At 68.6% G+C, this 22,702-nt stretch carries 20 protein-coding genes and 1 pseudogene; 8 read left to right on the forward strand and 13 right to left on the reverse strand.

What is annotated here, in order from left to right; translation table 11 throughout:
• The first annotated feature begins 413 nt into the window (after positions 1–413).
• From EBN03_RS32950 to EBN03_RS32960, 3 genes are all read left to right on the forward strand, one after another.
• On the forward strand, positions 414–1,676 hold the full coding sequence (locus tag EBN03_RS32950) for an alpha/beta hydrolase family protein (RefSeq protein ID WP_122192091.1): 1,263 nt from the start codon (positions 414–416) through the stop codon (positions 1,674–1,676).
• 482 nt (positions 1,677–2,158) lie between these two features.
• Entirely contained in the window at positions 2,159–3,136 is a 978-nt protein-coding gene (locus EBN03_RS32955; protein ID WP_122192092.1) for a hypothetical protein, read from the forward strand.
• Between the two features lie 343 nt (positions 3,137–3,479).
• Positions 3,480–4,649 (forward strand): aminotransferase class V-fold PLP-dependent enzyme, encoded by a 1,170-nt coding sequence (locus EBN03_RS32960; protein ID WP_122192093.1) that lies wholly within the window; start codon positions 3,480–3,482, stop codon positions 4,647–4,649.
• Between the two features lie 178 nt (positions 4,650–4,827).
• On the opposite strand, the gene EBN03_RS32965 is transcribed toward EBN03_RS32960, so the two are convergent.
• Together EBN03_RS32965 and EBN03_RS32970 are read right to left on the reverse strand one after the other, a co-directional pair.
• Positions 4,828–5,391, reverse strand: a complete 564-nt coding sequence (locus tag EBN03_RS32965) for an SRPBCC domain-containing protein (protein ID WP_158675809.1) — start codon at positions 5,389–5,391, stop codon at positions 4,828–4,830.
• A complete protein-coding gene (locus tag EBN03_RS32970) occupies positions 5,388–5,699 on the reverse strand; it encodes an ArsR/SmtB family transcription factor (protein ID WP_122192095.1) in 312 nt (103 codons plus the stop codon). Before EBN03_RS32970 ends, EBN03_RS32965 begins: the two co-directional genes overlap by 4 nt.
• A 74-nt stretch (positions 5,700–5,773) precedes the next feature.
• Between EBN03_RS32970 and EBN03_RS32975 the strand changes: the two genes are divergently transcribed.
• On the forward strand, positions 5,774–6,118 hold the full coding sequence (locus EBN03_RS32975) for a hypothetical protein (protein WP_122192096.1): 345 nt from the start codon (positions 5,774–5,776) through the stop codon (positions 6,116–6,118).
• Positions 6,119–6,172: 54 nt separating this feature from the next.
• Here the strand turns inward: EBN03_RS32975 and EBN03_RS32980 are convergent, their stop codons facing one another.
• On the reverse strand, positions 6,173–7,228 hold the full coding sequence (locus tag EBN03_RS32980; RefSeq protein ID WP_122192109.1) for a zinc-binding metallopeptidase family protein: 1,056 nt from the start codon (positions 7,226–7,228) through the stop codon (positions 6,173–6,175).
• Positions 7,229–7,368: 140 nt separating this feature from the next.
• Here EBN03_RS32980 and EBN03_RS32985 point away from each other — a divergent pair, with 140 nt between their 5' ends.
• Together EBN03_RS32985 and EBN03_RS32990 are read left to right on the forward strand one after the other, a co-directional pair.
• On the forward strand, positions 7,369–8,886 hold the full coding sequence (locus tag EBN03_RS32985; RefSeq protein WP_122192110.1) for a catalase: 1,518 nt from the start codon (positions 7,369–7,371) through the stop codon (positions 8,884–8,886).
• 234 nt (positions 8,887–9,120) lie between these two features.
• A complete protein-coding gene (locus EBN03_RS32990) occupies positions 9,121–9,513 on the forward strand; it encodes a DUF779 domain-containing protein (protein ID WP_122192097.1) in 393 nt (130 codons plus the stop codon).
• Here the strand turns inward: EBN03_RS32990 and EBN03_RS32995 are convergent, their stop codons facing one another.
• The gene (locus EBN03_RS32995; RefSeq protein WP_122192098.1) at positions 9,514–10,065 is read right to left on the reverse strand and encodes a nuclear transport factor 2-like protein; all 552 of its coding nucleotides are present in this window, start codon (positions 10,063–10,065) and stop codon (positions 9,514–9,516) included. It abuts the gene before it with no gap.
• 23 nt (positions 10,066–10,088) lie between these two features.
• Entirely contained in the window at positions 10,089–11,735 is a 1,647-nt protein-coding gene (locus EBN03_RS33000; RefSeq protein WP_122192099.1) for an AMP-binding protein, read from the reverse strand.
• A gap of 111 nt (positions 11,736–11,846) precedes the next feature.
• Here EBN03_RS33000 and EBN03_RS33005 point away from each other — a divergent pair, with 111 nt between their 5' ends.
• Entirely contained in the window at positions 11,847–12,434 is a 588-nt protein-coding gene (locus tag EBN03_RS33005; protein ID WP_122192100.1) for a TetR/AcrR family transcriptional regulator, read from the forward strand.
• Here EBN03_RS33005 and EBN03_RS33010 read toward each other — a convergent pair whose 3' ends face one another.
• The 6 genes from EBN03_RS33010 to tkt form a co-directional block, all read right to left on the reverse strand.
• A complete protein-coding gene (locus EBN03_RS33010) occupies positions 12,435–13,007 on the reverse strand; it encodes a hypothetical protein (protein ID WP_122192101.1) in 573 nt (190 codons plus the stop codon). It abuts the gene before it with no gap.
• Positions 13,008–13,542: 535 nt separating this feature from the next.
• Positions 13,543–14,277 (reverse strand): 6-phosphogluconolactonase, encoded by a 735-nt coding sequence (gene pgl / locus EBN03_RS33015; protein WP_122192102.1) that lies wholly within the window; start codon positions 14,275–14,277, stop codon positions 13,543–13,545.
• Positions 14,270–15,178 carry a glucose-6-phosphate dehydrogenase assembly protein OpcA gene (gene opcA / locus EBN03_RS33020; protein ID WP_199743080.1) on the reverse strand — a complete coding sequence of 303 codons (909 nt, stop codon included), beginning with the start codon at positions 15,176–15,178 and terminating at the stop codon, positions 14,270–14,272. Before opcA ends, pgl begins: the two co-directional genes overlap by 8 nt.
• Entirely contained in the window at positions 15,175–16,647 is a 1,473-nt protein-coding gene (gene zwf, locus EBN03_RS33025) for a glucose-6-phosphate dehydrogenase (RefSeq protein WP_233608806.1), read from the reverse strand. The genes opcA and zwf overlap by 4 nt, the downstream gene beginning before the upstream one ends.
• Positions 16,648–16,740: 93 nt before the next feature.
• Positions 16,741–17,868 (reverse strand): transaldolase, encoded by a 1,128-nt coding sequence (gene tal / locus EBN03_RS33030; protein WP_122192105.1) that lies wholly within the window; start codon positions 17,866–17,868, stop codon positions 16,741–16,743.
• A 7-nt stretch (positions 17,869–17,875) separates the two neighbouring features.
• Positions 17,876–20,017, reverse strand: a complete 2,142-nt coding sequence (tkt, locus tag EBN03_RS33035) for a transketolase (protein WP_122192106.1) — start codon at positions 20,015–20,017, stop codon at positions 17,876–17,878.
• Between the two features lie 600 nt (positions 20,018–20,617).
• Here tkt and EBN03_RS33040 point away from each other — a divergent pair.
• Entirely contained in the window at positions 20,618–21,622 is a 1,005-nt protein-coding gene (locus EBN03_RS33040; protein ID WP_122192107.1) for a heme o synthase, read from the forward strand.
• A gap of 215 nt (positions 21,623–21,837) precedes the next feature.
• Here the strand turns inward: EBN03_RS33040 and EBN03_RS33045 are convergent, their stop codons facing one another.
• Both EBN03_RS33045 and EBN03_RS34400 read right to left on the reverse strand, forming a co-directional pair.
• Complete coding sequence (locus EBN03_RS33045; RefSeq protein ID WP_122192108.1) at positions 21,838–22,224, reverse strand: Imm7 family immunity protein; 387 nt, start codon at positions 22,222–22,224, stop codon at positions 21,838–21,840.
• Positions 22,225–22,259: 35 nt separating this feature from the next.
• Positions 22,260–22,702 (reverse strand): annotated as a pseudogene (locus EBN03_RS34400) (hypothetical protein); the annotation flags it as partial.

A 22,702-nucleotide genomic window follows, 5' to 3' on the forward strand; every position in this document is an offset into this window, starting at 1 on the left:
CACCCGGCTGATGCATCGCCTCGGCCGCAAACCGCCGGTTGAGTTCGAGGCCGACTACTATGCCGACCTGACCCAGCAACCCGCCGGAGTCAGATAACCGGGTGCGCATCAATCGCGGGGCGATTCATTCTCAACTCTCGACTATGCCGCGACAGGCGTCGATCCTGTGTTCGAGCGTCCGGATTGCGAGCCAACAGAAAGCGTTTCCGGTAGTCAAACCAGGTGTCGGCCGCCGTGAAACCGGACTCGCAGGCACTGCGGGCAGCGCTGCGAATCCTGTTGCGCGGGTTCGTATCGTGAACATAGACGCTCGCACCGACCGCCGCGGTCCCATACCCACGGGGGATGTTCCAGAGCGTGATCACTCCAGGGAGTGATTGATCCGATCCCGTTCTCGGCGTTGAACTTCCGGTATGACCACAGAGACATACCGCCTCCTGCGCGACCGGCGAATCCGGGCGATCGGTTGCACCGCCGTGCTGTTCGGGATCTCGATTCTCGCCACGGGGTGCGAGGGTTCCGCGGAGAAGTCGTCGCTCCCCGCGCCGGTAGCGACCGATCGCGGACGGCTCGTCAATGCCGAGCGCCTGCGCGCCTACTCGGCCGACGACATCCGGACCGCTCTAGCCGCAGATGAATTCGACTTCAGTACAGTGCAATTCGATGTCGACGCCTATCGGCTGACTTACGACACGGTCGACCCGGCGGGGCGGCCGACGACAGCGACCGGACTGCTCGCCTTACCTCGCAACGACCAGCGGGATCTGGTGACCGTGGCCTACGAGCACGGTACGCAGCCCACCAGGGCCGCCGCGGCATCGGTGGCCGAGGACAGCGGAGACCGCGCCGCGACGTTGGCCTATGCGGCCGCCGGTTTCGCCGGCGTCGCACCCGATTACCTCGGCCTCGGGCTGGGACCGAACCCGCACCCGTACCTGGACCTGCCGTCGGAGACCACCGCGTCGGTGGACATGCTGCGCGCTGCCCGCGCGCAGGCCACGAACCTCGGTCTCCGCCTGCGAAACGCCGTCGATATTGTGGGATTCTCCCAGGGCGGACCAGCCGCGATGGCGCTCGCACACGCCCTTCAGGACAACGCGGACAATGACTTTCAGCCCGCCGCGATCGCCGCGATCAGCGGACCGTTCGACCTGAGGAACGCTGAGCTGCCCGCGCTGCTCGACGGCACCCTCGATCCCGGCGCGGGCTCCTTCTACGCCGCGTACCTGCTGGTGTCCTGGAATCGCCTGCACGGGCTGTACAACTCACCGAGCGAGGTGTTCCGCGCACCGTACGACGCGACCGTCGAGCAGCTGTTCGACGGCACGCATACCTTCGACGACATCGTCGCAGGCCTGGCACCAGACATCGACCACCTGCTGACCCCGCACGGCATCGACATGCTGCGTAACCCCACCGGCGCGCTCGACGCCGCCATGACCAGCTCCGACAGCGCGTGCGGCAGCTGGACCCCGCACCTGCCCGTTCAGCTCTACACCGGCAGCGAGGACCACGACGTATCGGTCGACAACAGCACCGACTGCCAGGCCGCGCTGCGCTCCCACGGCATCGACGCCCCGGTCATCGATGTCGGCCCGGTGGACCACAACGGCTCCGGCATCCGCGGGACCGCCCAGGCACTGCAGTGGTTCACAGACCTGGATGCCGCGAACTAGCCTTGCCGGACCTGCTCCGGTCGCGCTGCCACCGGAGCAGGCCCAGAGTGAAGCAGTCGAGGTAGCCGCGGCCACCCTCCGGCTACTCGGACACCGACCGGGCGCGATCCGGTCTGAGCGCACAATCGCCGGCAATTTCTGCCCTCCGAGGCCGAACATTGTGCGCTCAGGCCGGTTCGGATCCACTCGGCCACTAAGGGAATGTGGCTGTGGTGGCACTGGCCGTGCGGCGCCGCGGAATTCCCCCGGACCGGGAACCTGCTAACAGGCCGGATTGTCCTGGATTCAAACATGGGCTGGCCTTCGGCGGGCCGGGCCAGGATCGCGCGGCGTGTCGGCATCGACGACCCGAGGCCCGGCCACCGGTGCCGCCGCGGCGGGCAGCGGTCGCGTTCGCAGACGTTGGCCTGCCATTCGTTGCCTGAGGGTTCCGGGCTTCTGGTGGAGGGGCGGCAGGCGGATGATCGATATGGGTGGGGCCATTGCTTTTCGAACGAAAGGCCATCGACATGTCGCAGGAACTCACCCCGAACCAGCCGATTACGACCGCGGTTCAGAACCCCGACGGCAGCACGACAACCACGACGCGTTTCCCCGGCGGCCGCACGTCCACGCGCACTGAGGACCCGCTCGGCAACAGCACCACGGTGACCAGCGATCCCGCCGGAACCACGGTCGTGAACAAGACGACGGCGGACAAGGTCGACGGCAAGATCGTCATCCATAGCGATACGACGACGACCGACGCCACCGGTCACTCCGACGAGGAGATCTTCGATCGGACCTGGTCCGGTGAGACCCGGCGTGGCGTCTGCCACGAGATCACCACGAAATTGCAGGACGGGCGGATCCTCAGCCGAAGCGTGTCCGACGACGACGGTGTAGGTCACACGAGCGAGACGGTCGTCGATTTCGCACCCGACGGCAGCATGGAGCAGATCACCACCACCATCACGGTCCCGGACGGCCGGTCCGCGACCCGCAAGACCGTCTTCGACGCGGAGGGCCACGCGGAGATCACCGAAAGCGGCGACGACTTCGGTGCTGGGGCCGGTACCGGCACCGGTGGGGGTGGTTCCGGCGACAGTCCCGGGCCCGGTGGCGACGGGCCGCGTGACAGTTCCGAAAACGGTCCTGGTCTCGATGGCAATGCTCCGGGTGACGAGCCTGGTGCGGGGTCCGGCAGTGACGGTCCTGGCGGTGAGGATGGTCCGGTTGGTGGCGGCGGCCCCGGCGATAGTGACGGTCCTGGTGGTGGGGAGGGCTCTGGTGGTGGGGACGGCTCTGGTGGTGGGGACGGCTCTGGTGGTGGGGACGGCTCTGGTGGTGGGGACGGCTCTGGTGGTGGGGACGGCTCTGGTGGTGGGGACGGCTCTGGTGGTGGGGACGGCTCTGGCGGTGGGGGTGAATTCGGCAGTGGTGGAGGGTACGTCTCGCACACCGAGCCGTTGCCCGAATGACTCGGGAGATCCGCCGTGTGCGCCGCCAGTTCCCCGGCGACGAATCGATGCGAGTCTCGCACGAGGCGATCTATCTGAGCTTGTTCGATCCCGTCCGAAAGGCGATCGAGCGGATCTTGTTCCGCAAAGTTCGTACCGGCCGGCTGATGAGGCATCCGAAACGAGCGCGCCGCCCGGACGGGCGCGGTGTCATCAGCGACCTGGTGCCGATCAGCGAACGGCCGATCGAAGTCGAGGGCCGGCAGGTCGAGTTCGAGTACCGGACACAACGATTGGCCGGGAGCAGTCCGAGCCGTGGCCGGCGGCATTGCACACAGAAGCAGAGCTGCTGTATTCAGTTCAGATGGCCTTCGACGTCGACCGCGCCCGCCGTGAAACGCCCGGCTGCGCCGAAGTGGTCCACTTCAACAACGCCGGTTCGGCCCTCCCGCCGTCCGTTGTGACCGACACCGTCGTCGAGTATCTGCGCCACGAAGCGCTGGTCGGCGGCTACGAAGCGGCTGCGGAAGCGGCGGACCGGCTCGCCGGGGTGTACGCGTCGGCGGCGCGGCTCGTCGGCGGCGAACCCGACGACATCGCGCTCACCGACAACGCGACCCGGTCGTGGCAGGCCGTCTTCTACGCTCTGCCGTTCAACCCGGGCGACCGGATCCTCACCTCACGCGCGGAGTACGCGAGCAATGCCATCGCGTACCTGCAGGTCGCCAAGCGCACCGGTGCGGTCGTCGAGGTGGTCGGCGACGACGAGTCCGGGCAGCTGGACGTCGAAGACCTGAAGCGGCGCGTCGACGGCGACGTCAAGCTGATCGCCGTCAGCCACGTGCCCACTCAGGGCGGGCTGGTCAACCCGGCCGAAGAGATCGGCGCGGTCGCCGAGGCGGCCGGCATCCCGTTCCTGCTCGACGCGTGCCAGTCGGCCGGCCAGCTCGACCTCGACGTCTCGCGGCTGAAGTGCGACGCGCTGTCGGCGACCGGCCGCAAGTACCTCCGTGGTCCGCGCGGCACCGGATTCCTGTACGTGCACCCGCGGCTGCGCGAACGGCTGGAGCCCGCGATGCTCGACCTGCACTCGGCCAGCTGGGAGTCGCCGACGGAGTACGTTGTCGACCCGACCGCGAAGCGCTTCGAGGTCTGGGAACGCGACTTCGCGGCCGTGTTCGGCCTAGGCGCGGCGATCGACTACGCGCTCGGCTGGGGTCTGCCGGCCATCGAAGAGCGTGTCGCTGCCCTGGCGGCCACGCTGCGCGGTCGGCTCGCCGAAGCCGGGGCGCGCGTGCACGACGTCGGCGCCCGCAAGTGCGGCATCGTCACGTTCAGCGTCGACGGCACATCGGCCGCCGAGGTCAAGGCCCGGCTCTCGGAGGCGAACATCAATACGTCGGTGTCGTCGCGGACGTCGGCGCAGTACGACTTCACCGCGCGCGGCCTGCCGGACCTGGTCCGGGCGTCGGTGCACTACTACAACACCGAGGACGAGATCGACTTGCTGGTGCGGCAGGTGGAGAAGCTGTAGAAAGTGTGCTCTCGGCGGGCGCGGGCTCGGCACGCTGCACGATCGATCGTGATCGGGCAGTCCAACGGCGGCAAGGGTTTCTACTGCTACACCGTGGTCGCAGCCGGATGACGGGCCACCGTGCTGCTCGATCCGGCTCTGGGACTCGACGAGCAGAGGCGAGCTTGCCTGACCGCGGTCAGGCGGTTGGTGTGTCGAGATGATCAGCCTTCCGGGTGGGCCGGCTGATGGGTAGCGATTGTCCGGTTTCGAGTAGGGATTTGAGGTCGCTGAGCATGAACGGGTAGCCGCCGCCGAACCCTTCCGATTCCAGATCGCCGGACGCGATGATCGAGATGAGCGGGGCGTCGGTGACGTCGTGGATGACGGTGAGGGCGCAGGTACCGTCGCCGCGGTCGCGAATTTCGTAGCGTAGAAGGGTTTCCGGCTCGGCAGCCAGGTTGTCGTCGCCCAGGTAGCGAATTCGGGCGCCCCACAGTGTCGGTGGGGTGTAGTCGGTGACGATGCCCCGGATGATGATCTGCGGTTCGCTGTCGATCCGGCGAGGCCCGGACGGCGCGAATACGGTGAAGTCGCCGCCGATGCGAGGTTCGATCACGCTGCGGCCGCCGAATCCGTAGCGCACGGTCCAGTCAGGGTCGGTGACTGCGGCCCAGATCCGCTCGGCCGGCGCGGCGATGATCACGCGATGGATCTGTGTCTTCTCCGGGCGTACACGTGAGAGGGCATCGGCGAGGCTCACGATTCCAGGTCCTTCTTGAGATCGGCCAGCGCGGAGAGCTGTTGTTCGGTGAATTTGTCGATCCACCGGTCGTGAATCAGCCGGATCGGTACGGGATTGAGGTAGTGCAGCTTGTTTCGGCCGCTGCGGACTGCTGTCACCAGGCCTGCCTCCTCGAGGACGCGTAGATGCTTGGCGATCCCGAAGCGGGTCATCTCGAGCCCGGATTCCAGCTCGGTCAGCGTCTGGCCGTCCTTGGCGAACAACGCGTCCAGCAGGTGCCTGCGCGTGTGATCGGCCAGCGCCTTGAACACCGCGTCCTCATCCACACCAACACCGTATACGAGACCGTGAGGTCACCTGAAGCTTGACATGTGACTAATTGGTCACCTATTTTTGTGGAGTGAAACGCTACATCGTGCTGTACCTCGCGCCCCTGTCGGTCGCCGAACGATTCGCCCAGGCCACGCCCGCCGAAGCCGCGAAAGGTATGCGTCTGTGGCAGGAGTGGAGCGCCCGGATCGGCGCCGGTCTGCTCGATCCGGGTAAACCACTCGGCAACGCGCGCCGGGTCACGCCGACCGGCACCCGTGAAACCGACAGCGAAGTGATCGGAATGTCCATCCTTCAGGCGACGTGCATGGACGAGGCGCTGGCAATGGTCGAAGACCACCATCACCTGCATTGGGCCGAACAGTGCGAGATCGTCGTCCTGGAGGAACAGCCCATTCCTGAACTGCAGCGCTAGCGGGCGCACACCGGCTCGGCCGCCCCGAGGGCCGCCGACTGACGCTGCCCGCACTCAGTGTGTCGAAACGCTGTTTCCTATCCGGCTGTCGGATGCCGTCTCGTCGATCACCGTGTGGATGAACCGCATCTTGTCGAGCACCGCGGGTGGCAGGACGAAGGGATACAGGTCGGGTTTGCCCATTGCCCGGCTCTGCATGTTGAGTGCCCAGGCCAGCGGCAGCCACAGCTCGATCAGGGTGTCGAACGCACTCGGGCCGAGTGGCGGCCGTTCGAATGCCGCTGCGGCAGGGGCGAATCCGAAGGCGGCGCAGGTGTCGAGTGTGTCCCGGATGTGCAGGTAGTGAGCAAAGGTCTCCGCCCAGTCCTCGGCGGGATGCGCGGCGGCATACGAGGATACGAACGCGTCCTCCCAGCCGGGCCGCGGACCGTCGGTGTAGTGGCGGTCGAGCGCGGCGCCGTAGTCGGCGTTCGGGTCGCCGAACAGTGCACCGAAGCGGTCCAGGTACGTCGGCGCCGGCGCGATGAGCCGATAGAAGTAGTAGTGGCTGATCTCGTGGCGGAAGTGGCCGAGCAGGGTGCGGTACGGCTCGTCCATCGCGATCCGCAATTGTTCGCGATGGATGTCGTCGCCTTCGGCCAGATCCAGGGTGATCACGCCGTTCTTGTGGCCGGTGGTCACCGGCTGGGCCCGGCTGGACAGCAGGTCGAAGGCGAGTCCGAACTCGGGGTCGGTATCGCGCCCGACGATGGGCAGTCCCAGTTCGTGCAGCTCCGCCACGAGTCGACGTTTGGCGCTCTCGGCGGCGGCGAACGCGGCCAGTGCGGGCGCGTCGTCGTCCGGCGGGCGAGTCCGGGTCAGCCGGCACGATGCGCACAGCTCGGTGTCGTCGTCGATGCGGACCAGCCAGTTGCATTCCGCGAGGTGCAGATTCGCGCACATCCGGTACTCCGCGGAACTCGCGATACCGCTGCGCGCGCCCGCGGGATCCGCGAGGACCAGTAACGCCGTATCCGCCACGGAGAACCCGACTCTGCCGCCGCAGGAGAGGCAGACGGAATTCTCGAAGGTCAGGTGCTGACCGCAGGTGGGGCACAGAAAATCGCGCATGATCACTCCTGCCGGGGCCGGGGCCGAAGACATCAGTTTATCCGTGTACAATTATGCGCGACGCACCGTGAACAGGATTCGTTTGCAACTCGGTTTCGATCGCTCGACTGAGGGTAGTACGACCGGTGAAGGGAGCGGACATGGCGGATAATTTCACTACCGATGATGCCGGAATTCCGGTACCCAGCGACGAGATTTCGCTGACTGTAGGCCCGGACGGGCCGATTCTGTTGCACGACGCCTACCTTATCGAGAAGATGGCCGCGTTCAACCGTGAGCGCGTACCGGAGCGTCAGCCGCATGCCAAGGGCGGCGGCGCTTTCGGGGAATTCGAGGTCACCGCGGACGTCAGCGCCTACACCTACGCCGATGTCTTCCAGCCCGGCCGCAAGACTCGGATGCTGGCGCGGTTCTCCACGGTGGCGGGAGAGCGCGGCAGCCCCGACACCTGGCGCGATCCGCGCGGGTTCGCGCTGAAGTTCTACACTCGGCAGGGAAATTTCGACATGGTCGGCAACAATACGCCGATCTTCTTCGTGCGGGATCCGATGAAATTTCAGGATTTCATTCGCTCGCAGAAGCGGCGAGCAGACAACAATCTACGCGACCACGATATGCAATGGGACTTCTGGACATTGTCGCCGGAATCCGCGCACCAGGTCACCTGGCTGATGGGAGATCGTGGAATTCCGCGAACTTGGCGGCACATGAACGGATATTCCAGCCACACCTATCAATGGGTCAACCGCGACGGTGAGAAATTCTGGGTGAAGTATCACTTCAAGACGGATCAGGGTATCGAGTTCTTCACCCAGGACGAGGGCGACCAGATGGCGTCCATGGATACCGACTACCACGTGCGCGACCTGTGGGAGGCGATCGAGCGCGGCGAGTATCCGAGTTGGACGCTGTCGATGCAGATCATGCCGTTCGAGGACGCCAAGACCTATCGGTTCAACCCGTTCGATCTGACGAAGGTGTGGCCGCACGGCGACTATCCGCTGGTCGAGGTCGGCCGGATGACGTTGAACCGCAACCCTTCCGACTATCATACCGAGATCGAACAGGCGGCGTTCGAGCCGAGCAACGCCGTCCCGGGCACCGGCCCCAGCCCGGACAAGATGCTGCTGGGCCGCTGGTTCTCCTATCCCGACGCGCACCGGCACCGGATCGGAACGAATTACAAAGAGCTGCCGGTCAATTCGGCGAGCGAGACGACGACGCGGTCCTACAGCAAGGACGGGCAGCTGCGGCACCACAACCCGGGCGACCCGGTGTACGTGCCCAACTCCAAGGGCGGCCCGCACGCCGATCCCGCCGCGGTGGGCCCCGCCGCGGGCTGGCACTCCGACGGCGAGATGGTCCGCGCGGCCTATACGCTCCGCCGCGACGACGACGACTGGGGACAGGCCGGGACCATGGTCCGGGATGTGCTCGACGACGCGGCCCGAACTCGCCTGGTGGACAATATCGTCGGGCATCTGCTCAACGGGGTGACCGAGCCGGTGCTGATGCGAGCCTTCGAGTACTGGCGCAATGTCGACAAGGATCTCGGCGACCGGGTCGAGGCCGGCGTGCGCGCGAAGGCGGACGAGGTGGACCCCAAGGCCGCCGGTCAAGCGAATCCCGCTCGTACCTCCGCGCAGCGAAAGGCGTGACGTGGACGCCGCAACATAGCAGCGGGCCGCCCGCGCCGCCCTCGGGATCGGGCCGGGCCGGGCTGACGCGCCCGAATGCGGTCCGGTGCAGGCGCGGTCGGCCGATCCGCTGCGGATCTGCCCGATGCCGGAGGCGACAGCGCATACGCTGGATCCGGGACAGCCGGCCGCGCCGGGCCGAGCCACCACAGGACGGAGCGGGGACATGCCTCTGACCCGGACAGGCCGAATCCGATGACGGAACAGGTGGATCGCGTCGCGCTGACCGAGCAGGCGGAAACCCTGCTGCGCAGCCTGATTCTGCGGCACGGCCCGGTCATGTTCCACCAGTCCGGCGGGTGTTGCGACGGCAGCGCGCCGATGTGCTTCCCCGCCGGTGAGTTTCGCGTGGGTGCCGCCGACGTGCTGCTCGGGCACGTCGGCGGCGACACCGAATTCTGGATGAGCGCGGACCAATTCGAGTATTGGCGGCACACCCACCTCACGGTCGATGTGGTGCCGGGCCGCGGCAGCGGCTTCTCCCTGGAAGCTCCCGACGGGGTCCGTTTCCTGATCCGTTCCCGGCTGTTGACCGACGCGGAGGTTGCGGCGGTCGAGGCCGGGCCGCCGCCGCGGACCGGCGCGTGACTACCGGGGGAGCAGCGCGCGGAAGTCGGCGGGCAGCTCCTCGTCGGACAGTTCGCGCAGTTCCATCGGGCCACCGCTGTAGGAGTCCTCGGCGATGATCATCAGATCGGCGTCGAACCGCCAGAAGATCACATTGCGCATCTTGAGCAGGTAGGTCTTGGCGGCGTCGGCGAAGGAGCTGGCCATCGGGTGCTCCATGAGCAGGGCACCGGGCTGGATCATGGTCAGCTCGCCCTCGATCACGATGCAGTTGTCATCGACAACCAGTGTCTCACAATGGAATTCGAGGACATGGCCGTTGTTCTCGACCAGGTGGGTGTAGTAGGCGGCGACCCCGTCGCGGCCCTTCGGACCGACGTCCCCGCTGAGTTCCCAGAAGTGGTACGCGGTTTCCGGGCCGAGCGTGCCGATCAGCGTCTCCAGGTCGCCGTCGCGTTCGGCAGCGGCGTGTTCGCGCATGCGCTCCAGCATGATTCGCTGGCGCGGGCTCTCGGTGGTGCGCAGTCGCTCGGTGAGTGTGTCCACCAGGTGGCTGCGGTTGAGCTCGATCATGGAAGTGCCTTTCTAGCGGGGTACTACAGGGCCGGGAGCAGTTCGGTGCGCCCGTGGTCGGTGAATTCGGCGACGAGGGCCGTGCGGTCGGCGCCGGTGAAGCGGCGGTAAGTGGTGCCGTCCCAGGCGAAGATCGGGTCCGCGCACTCCCAGGCCTGACGCCGCAGCGCCTGCTTGTCGACCTTGCGGGTGGCGGTAAGCGGCAGTTCGGTGGCGATCCGCACGAAGCGCGGCCGCCACTTCGTGCCCAGATCCGGTTGCACCGTGAGGAATTCGGCGAGCGCAGCGGGATCGAAGGCGGTGCCGGATTCCAGGAGCAGGGTCGCCATCACCCGGTCGCCGGTGCGCGGGTCGGGGACGTTGTAGGCGACAGCCGTTGTGGTGGCGGGGAATCGGGCCAGGATCCGTTCGATCGGGGCGGTCGCGAAGTTCTCCGAGTCGACCCGGATCCAGTCGGCGGTGCGGCCGGCGAACCAGTAGTGGCCGTCGGCGTCGGCGTAGGCGAGGTCGCCGGTCCAGTAGTCGTCGCCGCGCAGTTTCTGTTCGGTGGCCTCGGGGTTGCGGTAGTAGCCCTCGAACCGGAACCGGCCGCCGCGCACCACGATCTCGCCGATCGCCTCGGCGGCGTTCGACATCCGGCCGTCGGCATCGAAGAGTGCCGGCGGACAAGGCTTTCCATCCGGGTCGCAGATCTGCATGCCCATGGCCTCGGCGGGCCGGCCGAGGGCGCCGTCGGGGGTGTCGGCGGCGCGCACGATAGTGCACACGCCCTCGGAGGAGCCGTAGGACTCGGCGATCGGGCAGCCGAAGCGGCGCTCGAACTCGTGCCGGTCCCGGGTGGACGCCTCGGTGCCGAATCCGAGCCGCAACCGGTTGTCGGATTCGCCCGGCACCTCCGGCTGGGCCAGCACGTAGGACAGCGAGCGGCCCACATAGTTGAAGAACGTGGCGCCGAAGCGCCGCACGTCGGGCAGGAAGGCGGACGCGGAGAAGCGTGGCCGGATCGCGAGCGTGCCGCCGACCACGAGGATCGGCGCCCACGCGGCCATCAGCGCGTTGCCGTGGAACAGCGGCATGGCACTGTAGGCGACGTCGTCGGCGGTCAGGTTGTGCACGTTGAGCTGCCCGATCACCGCCAGGCGGGACGACGAGCAGACGACGGCCTTTGGTGCCCCGGTGGAGCCGGAGGTGAACAGCAGCAGCAGGGTGTGTTCGGTTCCGGGCGGTGCGGTGGTGTCCGCCGGCGGGGTACGCAGCAGGTCCCGGTAGGCGCGCCCGTCCGCGGCCAGCACCTCGATGTCGGGGAGGTCGAGGCCGGTGAGCAGGTCGTGGTGGGCCGCGCCGACGATCAGGGTGCGGCAGTCGGTGCCGGTGATGTCGGCCGCGAGCTCGGCGCCGCGCCGGGTGGGGTTGACCCCGATGATCGTGGCGCCGCACAGTGCCGCGCCGGCGACCAGGAACAGGTATTCCGGTTCGTTGTCCATCAGCACACCCACGTGCCACGGCCCGGGGCGGCGCAGTCGCTGCAGTACGGCCGCGCGGATCCGCGCCTGCGCTACGAATTCCCGCCAGGTCCAAGCTTCGTCGCCGGAGAGCAGGGCGGTGGCGTCGTCTTCGGCGCGGGCCTGCAGCAGTTCGGCAATCGACCCGAAGGGGAACTGAAGTTCCATTCCGTCGGCCTCCTCAATTACGTATCGTTCTGGAACGGAATGTAATGCGGACCACATCGATTGTGCGGAGAAATCGCCATAATGAGTCCCGAGACGAAACGGAGGTGCCGGATGGCTGTGTCCCCACCGGTCGCGGGGCGGCCCCGGGATGCGCGCATCGACGAGGCGGTCCTGCAGGCCACCCGGGAACTGGTCGCCGAATGCGGCTACTCGGACCTGACCATGACCGCGATCGCCGCCCGCGCCGGCACCTCGGTACCGGCCCTACGTCGGCGCTGGGCCACCAAAGCGCAGGTCGTGCACGAGGCGGTGTTCCCCGAATCGGCGGCGCGGGCCCCCGAAACCGGCGGCAGCCTGGCCGACGAGATCCGCGTCGTGGTCGAGACCTGCGTGGAACTGCTGTGCTCGGAGGCCGGTCGCCGCGCCACCCCGGGCCTGATCGCCGACCTCGCCGCCGACCCCGAGCTGCAACGGCAGCTCAGCGCCCGAATGTGGAGTGCCGCCTGGGACGGTCTGGCCGCCCGGATCGACCGGGCCACCGCCCGCGGCGAGATTCGCGCGCCGATCGACCTCGCCCTGTTCGTCGAAACGGTGTTCGGCACCACCTTGATGGCCGTGGTGTTGCGCGGGCCGGAAGCGGTCGACGCCGCGTGGCGGGACAGTTTCGTGGCGACGCTGCTGCACGGTCTCGCGGTGTAGTCAGAGGATCAGCTGGCGGCCGAGCAGCAGCGCGCCCACCGCGATCGTGAGGTAACCGGCTGCGCGGGGGCGGTGCCAATGTCCGAGCCGGCCCGGCCGGGCGCGGGCTACGAGCGCCAGCGCGGTCGGGAACAGCAGCAGGTGCACGAGCACCACCACACCACCCAACCGCCCGAACGCGCGGATCACCGGTGCCAGCACCAACACGTTGTCCACGCCCAGTGCGGAGGTGACGATCAGGCCGGTGGCGGCGCTCGGAATCAGCTGCGGCTGTGCAGGATCCGGCGAGTTGCGCCGAATGCTCAACAGTCCCATGAGAATCGGGACCACGCCGAGCCAGGCGGTCCACGCGCCGGGCAGCCGGGTCAGCCCGGCGGCGGCCAGCGCTGCGGCCGCGAGCACGGCGCAATTGCCGATGCCGCAGCCGGCGATGTACCGGCCTCGGCGGCGTCCGTCGCCGACCCACAACGAAGGGATGAGCACGACCGCGCAGTCGATGTTGGTGCTGACGAACGTCAGGACACCGACGCCGAGGGCGAACAGGACCTGGTGGGTCACGATGCCGCTGGTCACGGAATCGCTCGCGCCGGAAGGGGATGGGGAGCTAGTAGCCGGCCGTGACGATGGGTGTGGGGTGGACGATTCTCGACGGATCGGCGCGCTCGGTCATCGCAGACCTCCTGCTCGTGCCAGTTCACGTGGTGCCGAACGCGATCGGACCGCTCGATACCACGACGAGGATCACTCGATCCCGGCAAATATCCAGTATACGGAAGATCCGGTCTGCGCGATCGTCGCGTTGCGGACTGTAGGGGTGAAATCCCGGTCGCCGGAACGATTGTCGTTACCGCAGTCGCTGGTGCAGGGGCCTTAGTGCTCAATCACGCGAGTTGAGCAACTATTAGGCAACCCTATCCGACGCTGGATAGTGGCGGGCTCGAACGCTATCCCACTGTGCCCCCGCACTCGCACGACCGCCCTGACAGTGCCCGCTCAGGGCAGCGCACTGCGACACCGCAGAGGCACCGCGAGGGCGGGCAGAGCTGGCCGCGCGGGATAGGCATCGCACCGGGGGCAGCACACCGGCGCCACCCCGCGCCGGCGCGGCTCAGCCGGGCAGATCGGCGGCTGCCGCCTGGTCCAGCAGCCAGGTGGTGCTCTCGATCCCGGTGGCGCCCGCGGCGGGCAGGTCGATCGGGTCCGCCCCGGCCAGGACGGCCGCGACCGCCTCGGCCTTGGCGCCGCCACCCACGATCAGCGCCACGTGCCGGGACCGGCGCACGGCCGGCAGGGTCAGCGTCACCCGAACCGGCGGCGGCTTGGGCGAATTCGTCACCGCGACGACCAGCGAGTGCTCCTCGCGCACCGCATCCGTATGCGGGAATAGCGAATTCACGTGACCCTCACCGCCCATCCCGAGCAGATGCAGGTCGAAAGCGCCGTGCTCGGCGAGATAGGCGTGCACCGCGGTGTCGTACTCGGCGGCCGCCTCGACCGGATCGGGGTACTCGCCGTCGGAGGTGGCCACCGCGTGCACCCGGCTCGGGTCGACCGGCACCGCGTCCAGTAGCGCCTTGCGGGCCTGCAGGTCGTTGCGCTCGGAATCGCCTGCGGGAACGAACCGTTCGTCGCCCCAGAAGACGTCGAGCTGCCGCCAGTCGATGGCACCGGGCGATTCCAGCACCGCCGCCAGCATGGCGATCCCGGTGCCGCCGCCGGTCAGGACCACCGACGCCGATCCGCGCTCTTGCTGCGCCGCGACGACCGTGCGCACGAACAGCGCCGCGGCCGCCTCGACCAGGGCGTCGGTGTCCGGAAAGACCTGCACGGCAAGCTCACTCATAGACCACCTTCTCGATTCCGGCGAGGGCCTCGGCATACACTTCGTCACCGTCGAGGCGCCGCAGCTCCTCCGACAGACAGTCCTGGGTCTCGCGCCGCGCCAGCGCGAACTTCTGATCCGGTTCCCCGGTGCGCGACAGCGTGGCGGTGCGGCCGGTCTGCGGTCGCGAGATCGCGATCGACACCGTCGGCCGGTGCAGTTCCACCCGCAGCTCACCGGTCCTGCGGTGCACCGGGCAGTTCAGCCGCGACGCCAGCCAGCCGGCCAGCACGTCGAGCGCCGGTTCGTCGGCCAGGCCCGACACCGTCACCGACTGCACCGGTTCGAAGGGGGCCTCGTCCAGCGACGCGGCGAGCAGCGCCCGCCAGTAGGTGATCCGGCTCCACGCCAGATCGGTGTCGCCCAGCGCGTAGGACTGCAGCCGGCCCTTGATCGCCTCCTGCGGATCCGGGGCGAAGGTGGCGTCGGTGATCCGCCGATTGGCCAAGCGCCCCACCGAGTCTCGCGACGGGAACTGCGGTGCGCCCCGCGGCCACCATGCCACCACCGGGGTGTCGGGCAGCAGGAACGGGGTGACCACACTGGATTCGTGGTTGACCAGCGCGCCCTGCAGGCGCAGCACGATCACCTCGGCTGCGCCCGCGTCGCCGCCGACCCGGATCTGGGCGTCGAGTTTGGTCGCCGCGGACCGGTCACCACGCGCCAGAACGATGACGCGGCACGGGTGTTCGCGGCTGGCATCGTTGGCGGCGTCGATGGCGTGCTCGGCCTCGGAGCTGTCCAGCGTGCACACCACCAGGGTGAGCACCCGGCCGACAGTGACCACACCGCTGGTCTCGCGCAGCTGCACCAGGCGCTTGGCCACGTTCTGGGTGTTGGTGTCGGGCATGTCGACGATCACGGCCGCCGCCATTCCCGGCCGGTGCGGGCCAGCATCTCGTCGGCCGAAACCGGACCCCAGGTACCTGACTCGTAGGTGTCCGGTTTCCCGGTCTCCGCCCAATGCTCGAGGACGGGATCGAGGATCCGCCAGGACAATTCGACCTCCTCGTTGACCGGGAACAGGGACGGCTCGCCCAGCAGCACATCGAAGATGAGGCGCTCGTAGGCCTCGGGGGAGGACTCGGTGAAGGACTCGCCGTAACTGAAGTCCATGTTCACGTCGCGCACCTCCATCCCCGAACCGGGGACCTTGGATCCGAAGCGCAGCGTGATGCCCTCGTCCGGCTGCACCCGCACCACGAGCGCGTTCTGGCCGAGCTCCTCGGTCATGGTGGCGTCGAACGGCAGATGCGGGGCCCGTTTGAACACGACCGCGATCTCGGTGACCCTGCGGCCCAAGCGTTTTCCGGTGCGCAGGTAGAACGGCACCCCGGCCCAGCGGCGGGTGTCGACGTTGAGCGTGATCGCCGCGTAGGTCTCGGTGCGCGAGTTCGGGTCGAAACCCTCCTCGTCCTGCAGCCCCACCACGTGCTCGCTGCCCTGCCAGCCCTCGGTGTACTGGCCGCGCGCGGTGGTCTCGTCCAGCGGCTCGACCAGTTTGGTGGCCGAGAGCACCTTGATCTTCTCGATCTGCAACTGCTTGGGGGAGAAGCTGACCGGGTCTTCCATGGCGGTCAGCGCCAGCAGCTGCAGCAGATGGTTCTGGATGACGTCGCGGGCCGCGCCGATCCCGTCGTAATAGCCTGCGCGCCCGCCCAATCCGATGTCCTCGGCCATCGTGATCTGCACGTGGTCGACGTAGTTGGCGTTCCAGATCGGCTCGAACAGCTCGTTGGCGAAGCGCAGCGCCAGCAGGTTCTGCACCGTCTCCTTGCCGAGGTAGTGGTCGATCCGGAACACCGACTCCTCCGGGAAGACCCCGTTGACCAGAGCGTTGAGCTCCTTGGCCGACTCCAGGTCGTGCCCGAACGGTTTCTCGATCACCACCCGCCGCCACGGTTTGCGTTGTCCCGGACCGGGATCGGCGGCCTGCGCCAGCCCGGTCCGCGACAGCTGCTCGAGCACCACCGGGAAAGCGTTCGGTGGAATCGCCAGGTAGAAGGCGTAATTGCCGCCGGTGCCGCGCTCGGCGTCCAGGGTGGTCAAGGCGTTCGCCAACTCGGTGTAGGACGCGTCGTCGTCGAAAGTGCCGGTGACGAACCGGATTCCGGCGGCGAGCTGATCCCAGACCTCCTGCCGGAACGGGGTACGGGCGTGCTCCTTCACGGCGTCGAGCACCGTCTGGGAGAAGTCCTCGTCTGCCCAGTCCCGGCGCGCGAAACCGACCAGCGCGAACGACGGGGGCAACAGCCCCCGGTTCGCGAGGTCGTAGATGGCCGGCATCAACTTCTTGCGGGACAGGTCACCCGTCACACCGAAGATGACCATGCAGCAGGGGCCCGCGATCCGGGGCAGCCGCCGGTCGCGCTCCTCGCGCAACGGGTTGCCCGGCACGGTCGTATCGACGCCGGCCACCGGGGGCTACCGGTTCGCTTCCAGCGCCGCGGTCGTCGCGGAAAGCAGTTCCTCCCACGACGATTCGAACTTCTCCACGCCCTCGCGCTCGAGCACCTCGAACACGTCGGTGAGCTCGATGCCCGCCGCGGTCAGCGCCTCGAACACCGCCTGCGCCTCGGCGGCGGTGCCGGTGACGGTGTCGCCGCGCAGTTCGCCGTGGTCGGCGAAGGCCTGCAACGTCTTCTCCGGCAACGTGTTCACCGTGTGCGGGGCCACCAGCTCGGTGACGTACATGGTGTCGGGGTAGTCGGGGTTCTTGACGCCGGTCGACGCCCACAGCGGGCGCTGCAGGTTGGCGCCCTGGCCGCGCAGGGTCTCGAAGGTCGAGGTGTGCTTCCCGCCGTCGAAGACGTCCTGGAACGCCGCATAGGCCAAGCGCGCGTTGGCGATTCCGGCCTTGCCGCGCAGTGCCAGCGCCTCCGGGGTGCCGATCGCCTCCAGCCGCTTGTCGATCTCGGTGTCCACCCGGGACACGAAGAACGAAGCGACGGACTGGATCTTGGCGAGGTCGTGCCCGGCGATGGCCGCGTTGCGCAGGCCGTCGAGGTAGGCGCCCATTACCGCGATGTGCCGGCTCACCGAGAAGATCAGGGTCACGTTGACGCTGATGCCCTCCGAGATCACCCGGGTGATGGCCGGCAGGCCCGGCTCGGTGGCCGGGATCTTGATGAACAGGTTCGGTCGGTCGACGATCTTCCACAGCTCGATCGCCTGCGCGACCGTGCCGTCCACGTCGAAGGCCAGGCGCGGGTCGACCTCGATCGACACGCGGCCGTCGAGGCCGCCGGATGCCTCGAACACCGGGGCCAGCACGTCACAGGCGGCGCGCACGTCGTCGGTGGTGATGGTGCGGATCGCGGCGTCGGCGTCGGCGCCGCGGGCGGCCAGTTCGTGCACCTGCTCGTCGTAGGTGTGGCCCTGGCTGAGCGCGTTCTGGAAGATGGTCGGGTTGGTGGTCACACCGACCACACTGCGGGTGGCGACCAGGTCGGCGAGGTTGCCGGAGCGGATCCGGTCCCGCGACAGATCGTCGAGCCACACCGACACCCCGGCCGCGGACAGGGCGGCCAGATTCTCGTTCTGCGAAGACATTACGGAATTACCCCTTCACGTTCTGCAGCGAACGCTGCGCGGCGTCGACCACGGCGTCGACGGTGATACCGAACTCACGGAACAGGGTCTTGTAGTCGGCCGAGGCACCGAAGTGCTCGATCGACACGATCTCACCGGCGTCGCCGGCGAAGCGGTACCACGGCATCGCGATTCCGGCTTCCACGGTGACGCGGGCGCGCAGCGCGGGCGGCAGCACCGAGTCGCGGTACTCCTTGTCCTGCTGGTCGAACCATTCCACACACGGCATGGAGACGACGCGGGTGCCGACGCCCTCGGCCTCCAGGCGGGCGCGTGCCTCGACCGCCAGCTGCAGCTCCGAGCCGGTCGCAATGATGACCAGTTCCGGTGTGCCGGTGGAGGATTCGGCCAGGATGTAGCCACCGCGGCGGACACCGTCGTAGCTGGTGCCCTCCAGGGTCGGCAGGTCCTGGCGGGTCAGCGCCAGGCCGGACGGGCCGTCGATGTGAGCGGGCTCGGAGACCGAGAAGTGCGAGTGCCGCTCGGCCGAGTCGCGCTCGAGGATCACGCGCCAGGCGTGCACCGTCTCGTTGGCGTCACCCGGGCGGACCACGTTCAGACCGGGGATGGCGCGCAGCGCGGCCAGATGCTCGATCGGCTGGTGCGTGGGACCGTCCTCGCCCAGGCCGATCGAGTCGTGGGTCCACACGTAGATCGCCGGCACCCGCATGAGCGCGGCCAGGCGGACCGCGGGCCGCATGTAGTCGGAGAACACCAGGAAGGTGCCGCCGTACGGGCGGGTCGGGCCGTGCAGCGCGATGCCGTTGAGGATCGCGCCCATCGCGTGCTCACGCACACCGAAGTGCAGGGTGCGGCCGTACGGGTCGGCCTTCCACATGCCGGTGCTGATCGACTCCGGGCCGAAGCTGGGCTGGCCCGGCATCGTGGTGTTGTTGGACTCGGCCAGGTCGGCCGAACCGCCCCACAGCTCCGGCAGCACCGGCGCCAACGCGGCGAGCACCTTGCCGGACGCCTTACGGGTCGCGGCGGTGGAACCGGCCTCGAACTCGGGCAGGCCGTCGGTCCAGCCCGCCGGCAGCTGCCGCAGCTGCAGCCGGTCGAACAGGGCCTTGTTCTCCGGGTTGGCCTGGGCCCACGCCTCGAACTGCTCCTCCCACTCCGCGCGCGCGGTCTTGGCGCGGGCGGCGGCGTTGCTGCGGGTGTGGCCGAGCACCTCGGGGGCGATCTCGAACTTCTTCTCCGGGTCGAAGCCCAGCGCCTTCTTGACGCCGGCCACCTCGTCGGCGCCCAGCGCGGCACCGTGCGCGGCGCCGGTGTTCATCTTGGTGGGCGCCGGGTAGCCGATGACCGTGCGCAGCACGATGATCGACGGCTTGTCGGTGACGGCCTGCGCCTCGGTGATCGCGGCCTCGATGCCGGTGACGTTCTCGCCGCCCTCGACGGTGACTACGTGCCAGCCGTAGGCGCGGTAGCGCTCGGCGGTGTCCTCGTTGAGGGCGATGCGGGTGTCGTCCTCGATGGAGATCCGGTTGTCGTCGTAGAAGACGATCAGGTTGCCCAGCTGCTGGGTCCCGGCCAGCGACGACGCCTCGGCGGTGATGCCCTCCTCGATGTCACCGTCGGAGGCGATCACGTAGACGAAGTGGTCGAAGATGCTCTCGCCGGGCGCGGCGGTCGGGTCGAACAGGCCGCGTTCGCGGCGGGCGGCCATCGCGAAACCGACCGCGGAGGCCAGACCCTGGCCCAGCGGGCCGGTGGTGATCTCGACGCCGTCGGTGTGCCGGTACTCGGGGTGGCCCGGGGTCAGCGAGCCCCACTTGCGCAGGTTCTCGATGTCGGCCAGCTCGAGGCCCAGCCCGGCGAGGAACAGCTGCAGGTACTGGGTGAGGCTGGAGTGGCCGCAGGACAGGATGAACCGGTCGCGGCCCACCCACAGCGGGTCGGCGGGGTCGAAGCGCATGACCCGCTGGTACAGCGTGTAGGCCAGCGGCGCCAGGCTCATGGCGGTACCGGGATGACCGTTGCCGGCGGTCTGCACCGCGTCGGCCGCGAGCACCCGGACCGTGTCGACGGCCCGGGTGTCGAGTTCGGTCCAGTCTTCCGGGTGGTTCGGCTGAGTGAGCACGCGGATGTCATCTGTCACTGACACGACCGGGATTCTCCTGACCTTCGACTATGCGGTTCGGTGATTTGGCTGGGCCACGACCGGCGGGCCGACACGACGACGCGCAGCGGTTTCGATGAAGAACTCGCCGGATGTAGGGAACACCCTACGGGCCGCCGTCAGGACGCGAAACGGGAACCCTGGCCTCGGTGCACGCGCGACGCAGCTTCGTTATCGGAGACCGCGGATCCCGCTCGCGCACAACGGCTCCGGCAACCGCGCAGCGGCCGGTCGCCCGAGGTTCCGCCGACCCGGCCGACGGCTGCCCCTGTCCGGGCCCGGAACGGCGCGCGACCGGCCCGTGCGCGGCCGGAACGGCCTGGTCGCGGGCGGTCGCCGGGGCTCGGCGGCCGACGGGGCCGGCGGCCCCGCGACGGGACGTCACGGTGGCCGCGGCGCGGCGCCGTAGCGGGTGGGGTACGGCATACCGGTCCGAGGGGTCTACCATCGCTTGTAGTAGACGGCCCTGCGCCGCGTTCGCTACCCCGGGGTACATACCGGGCGGCTGAGCGCGCGTGCGGGCCGCGGAGTCGACGACGTGCCGGATCCCGCGACGGGACGATGCACCACCTGCGAGGAGAGACAGTGCGGATTGGGCAACAGCCGGGTGGTGCGCACGGAACCGCCACCGGGCACGGTGCGCACGGATCGGCTCCCGCGCTCGCCGGCAAGATCGGCGGGACCGGCGTCCTCGCGACGGCACTGCGCCGAGTACTGGCCTACATCGCGCTCACCAAGCCGCGCGTCATCGAACTGCTGCTGGTCGCCACCATCCCGACCATGCTGCTGGCCGACCGCGGCCACGTCGACATCCGGTTGATCCTGGTCACCCTGTTCGGTGGCTGGATGGGCGCCGCCAGCGCCAACACGCTGAACTGTGTCGCCGACGCCGACATCGACAAGGTGATGAAGCGGACCTCCAAGCGGCCGCTGGCCCGCGAGGCGGTGCCGACCCGCAACGCGTTCGTCTTCGGTGTGACGCTGGGCGCGGCCTCGTTCAGCTGGCTGTGGTGGCAGGCGAACCTGCTCTCCGGCGCGCTGGTGGTCGCGACCATCCTGTTCTACGTCTTCGTCTACACCCTCGGCCTCAAGCGCCGGACCTCGCAGAACGTGGTGTGGGGCGGCGCGGCCGGCTGCATGCCGGTGCTCGTCGGCTGGGCCGCGGTGACCGGCGGTATCGGCTGGCCCGCGGTGGCGCTGTTCCTGGTGATCTTCTTCTGGACACCGCCGCACACCTGGGCGCTGGCGATGCGCTACAAGGAGGACTACAAGGCGGCCGGTGTGCCGATGCTGCCCGTGGTTGCCACCGAGCAGGCGGTCACCAAGCAGATCGTGATCTACACCTGGGCGACGGTGGCGGCGACGCTGGCGCTGATCCCGGCCACCGGCGTGATCTACGCCGCGGTGGCCATCGCGGCGGGCGCCTGGTTCCTGCTCATGGCCCACCAGCTGTATTCGGGTGTGCGGCGCGGGGAATCGGTGAAGCCGCTGCGGTTGTTCCTGCAATCCAACAACTACCTGGCCGTGGTGTTCTGCGGGCTGGCGGTGGACTCGGTCCTCGGCTGGCACACCATCGGCCACATGTTCTAGCTGGCCGTCTCTCCGCGGTTCTTGCGCACGGCTGAGAGCCGTTGCGAGTTGCGCGCGCGTGCCGGCGGCGACCGGGTACGCCGATTACGGGCGTACCCGGCGAGTTACCCGGCCCGCACGAAATCAGTCGTCCAGTAAGTCGTAGGACGTCTCGGGTCTACTAACGCACTGTCTCTGGGCCACGAGGTGCACTGTCTCGGGCCCGCGCAGTGTCCTTACTCGTCCCAGGCGTCTTCGAGGGCGGGGACGATCGGGGACAGCAGCCAGTCGGCGTGCTCGGTGACCCAGCCGCGGGCGAGCCGGTACACCTGGAAGCTGTTGTCGTTCTTGGTGTCCTCGTCGTCGTGGATGTAGAGCAGGCCGTAGGAGCCCGGAGCGAGGCGGCCGATCTCGCGCATCAGTTCGGCCGGCCGGTGGTCGGCTTCGTCGGCGTAACCACCCAGGTGCAGGTGCAGTTCACCGTTGATGGCGCGCAGGTCGACCAGGCCGGTGCCGGCCAGCTTCTCGACGGCGTCACGGATCTCGGTCAGCGGCAGCGGCGGTTCCGGGTCGATGGCCTCCGGCGTCGAGAGCACGTGGACCCACCCGTGATATTCGAACATCGGACCAGCTTATTCGTATCGGGGCGGGCGTGGGTTCAGCAGGGCTGCAACGGATAGCAGACTTTGCCCGGGGTCTCCGGCGGCACCGTGGGATCGGGGGAGGTGGTGTGGACCGCCGGTGCGAGCGGAGCCGACGTACCGAACACCGACGACGGCGTGGGGGTCGACTTGTGGCTGCTGCTCCCGCCGCCGGTGCAGAACGCGGCGACCGCCAGGATCACGATGGCGCAGGCCAGCAGCACCATCGGCGCGAGTCCGCGAACCGCGGTGCGCGGCTTGTTTCGTTCCTTCGGCGGTTCCGGACGGGGGTCGAACGGGACCGCGTACGGCTGGCCGGGAGAGCGGTAGGCGGGACCGGCCGGGCCCGCGGGACGGGCTCCGGCGGCGGCGAACTCGCGCCGCTGGCCCGGTTGCGCCGGGGCCGGGGCCGGGGCCGGAGCACCGGGGTGGGCCGGACCGGACGGCCGGGCGGCGGCCG

It is taken from the genome of Nocardia stercoris, assembly GCF_003696265.1.
Classification (GTDB): domain Bacteria; phylum Actinomycetota; class Actinomycetes; order Mycobacteriales; family Mycobacteriaceae; genus Nocardia; species Nocardia stercoris.

Coding starts and splice junctions, on each gene's coding strand:
- EBN03_RS32990 (WP_122192097.1), top strand. CDS start 9,121: ATGACGGAACAGGTGGATCGCGTCGCGCTGACCGAGCAGGCGGAAACC.
- EBN03_RS32995 (WP_122192098.1), bottom strand. CDS start 10,065: ATGATCGAGCTCAACCGCAGCCACCTGGTGGACACACTCACCGAGCGA.
- EBN03_RS33000 (WP_122192099.1), bottom strand. CDS start 11,735: ATGGAACTTCAGTTCCCCTTCGGGTCGATTGCCGAACTGCTGCAGGCC.
- pgl (WP_122192102.1), bottom strand. CDS start 14,277: ATGAGTGAGCTTGCCGTGCAGGTCTTTCCGGACACCGACGCCCTGGTC.
- EBN03_RS32985 (WP_122192110.1), top strand. CDS start 7,369: ATGGCGGATAATTTCACTACCGATGATGCCGGAATTCCGGTACCCAGC.
- EBN03_RS33005 (WP_122192100.1), top strand. CDS start 11,847: ATGGCTGTGTCCCCACCGGTCGCGGGGCGGCCCCGGGATGCGCGCATC.
- EBN03_RS32980 (WP_122192109.1), bottom strand. CDS start 7,228: ATGCGCGATTTTCTGTGCCCCACCTGCGGTCAGCACCTGACCTTCGAG.
- EBN03_RS32960 (WP_122192093.1), top strand. CDS start 3,480: ATGGCCTTCGACGTCGACCGCGCCCGCCGTGAAACGCCCGGCTGCGCC.
- EBN03_RS32950 (WP_122192091.1), top strand. CDS start 414: ATGACCACAGAGACATACCGCCTCCTGCGCGACCGGCGAATCCGGGCG.
- zwf (WP_233608806.1), bottom strand. CDS start 16,647: ATGGTCATCTTCGGTGTGACGGGTGACCTGTCCCGCAAGAAGTTGATG.
- tal (WP_122192105.1), bottom strand. CDS start 17,868: ATGTCTTCGCAGAACGAGAATCTGGCCGCCCTGTCCGCGGCCGGGGTG.
- EBN03_RS33045 (WP_122192108.1), bottom strand. CDS start 22,224: ATGTTCGAATATCACGGGTGGGTCCACGTGCTCTCGACGCCGGAGGCC.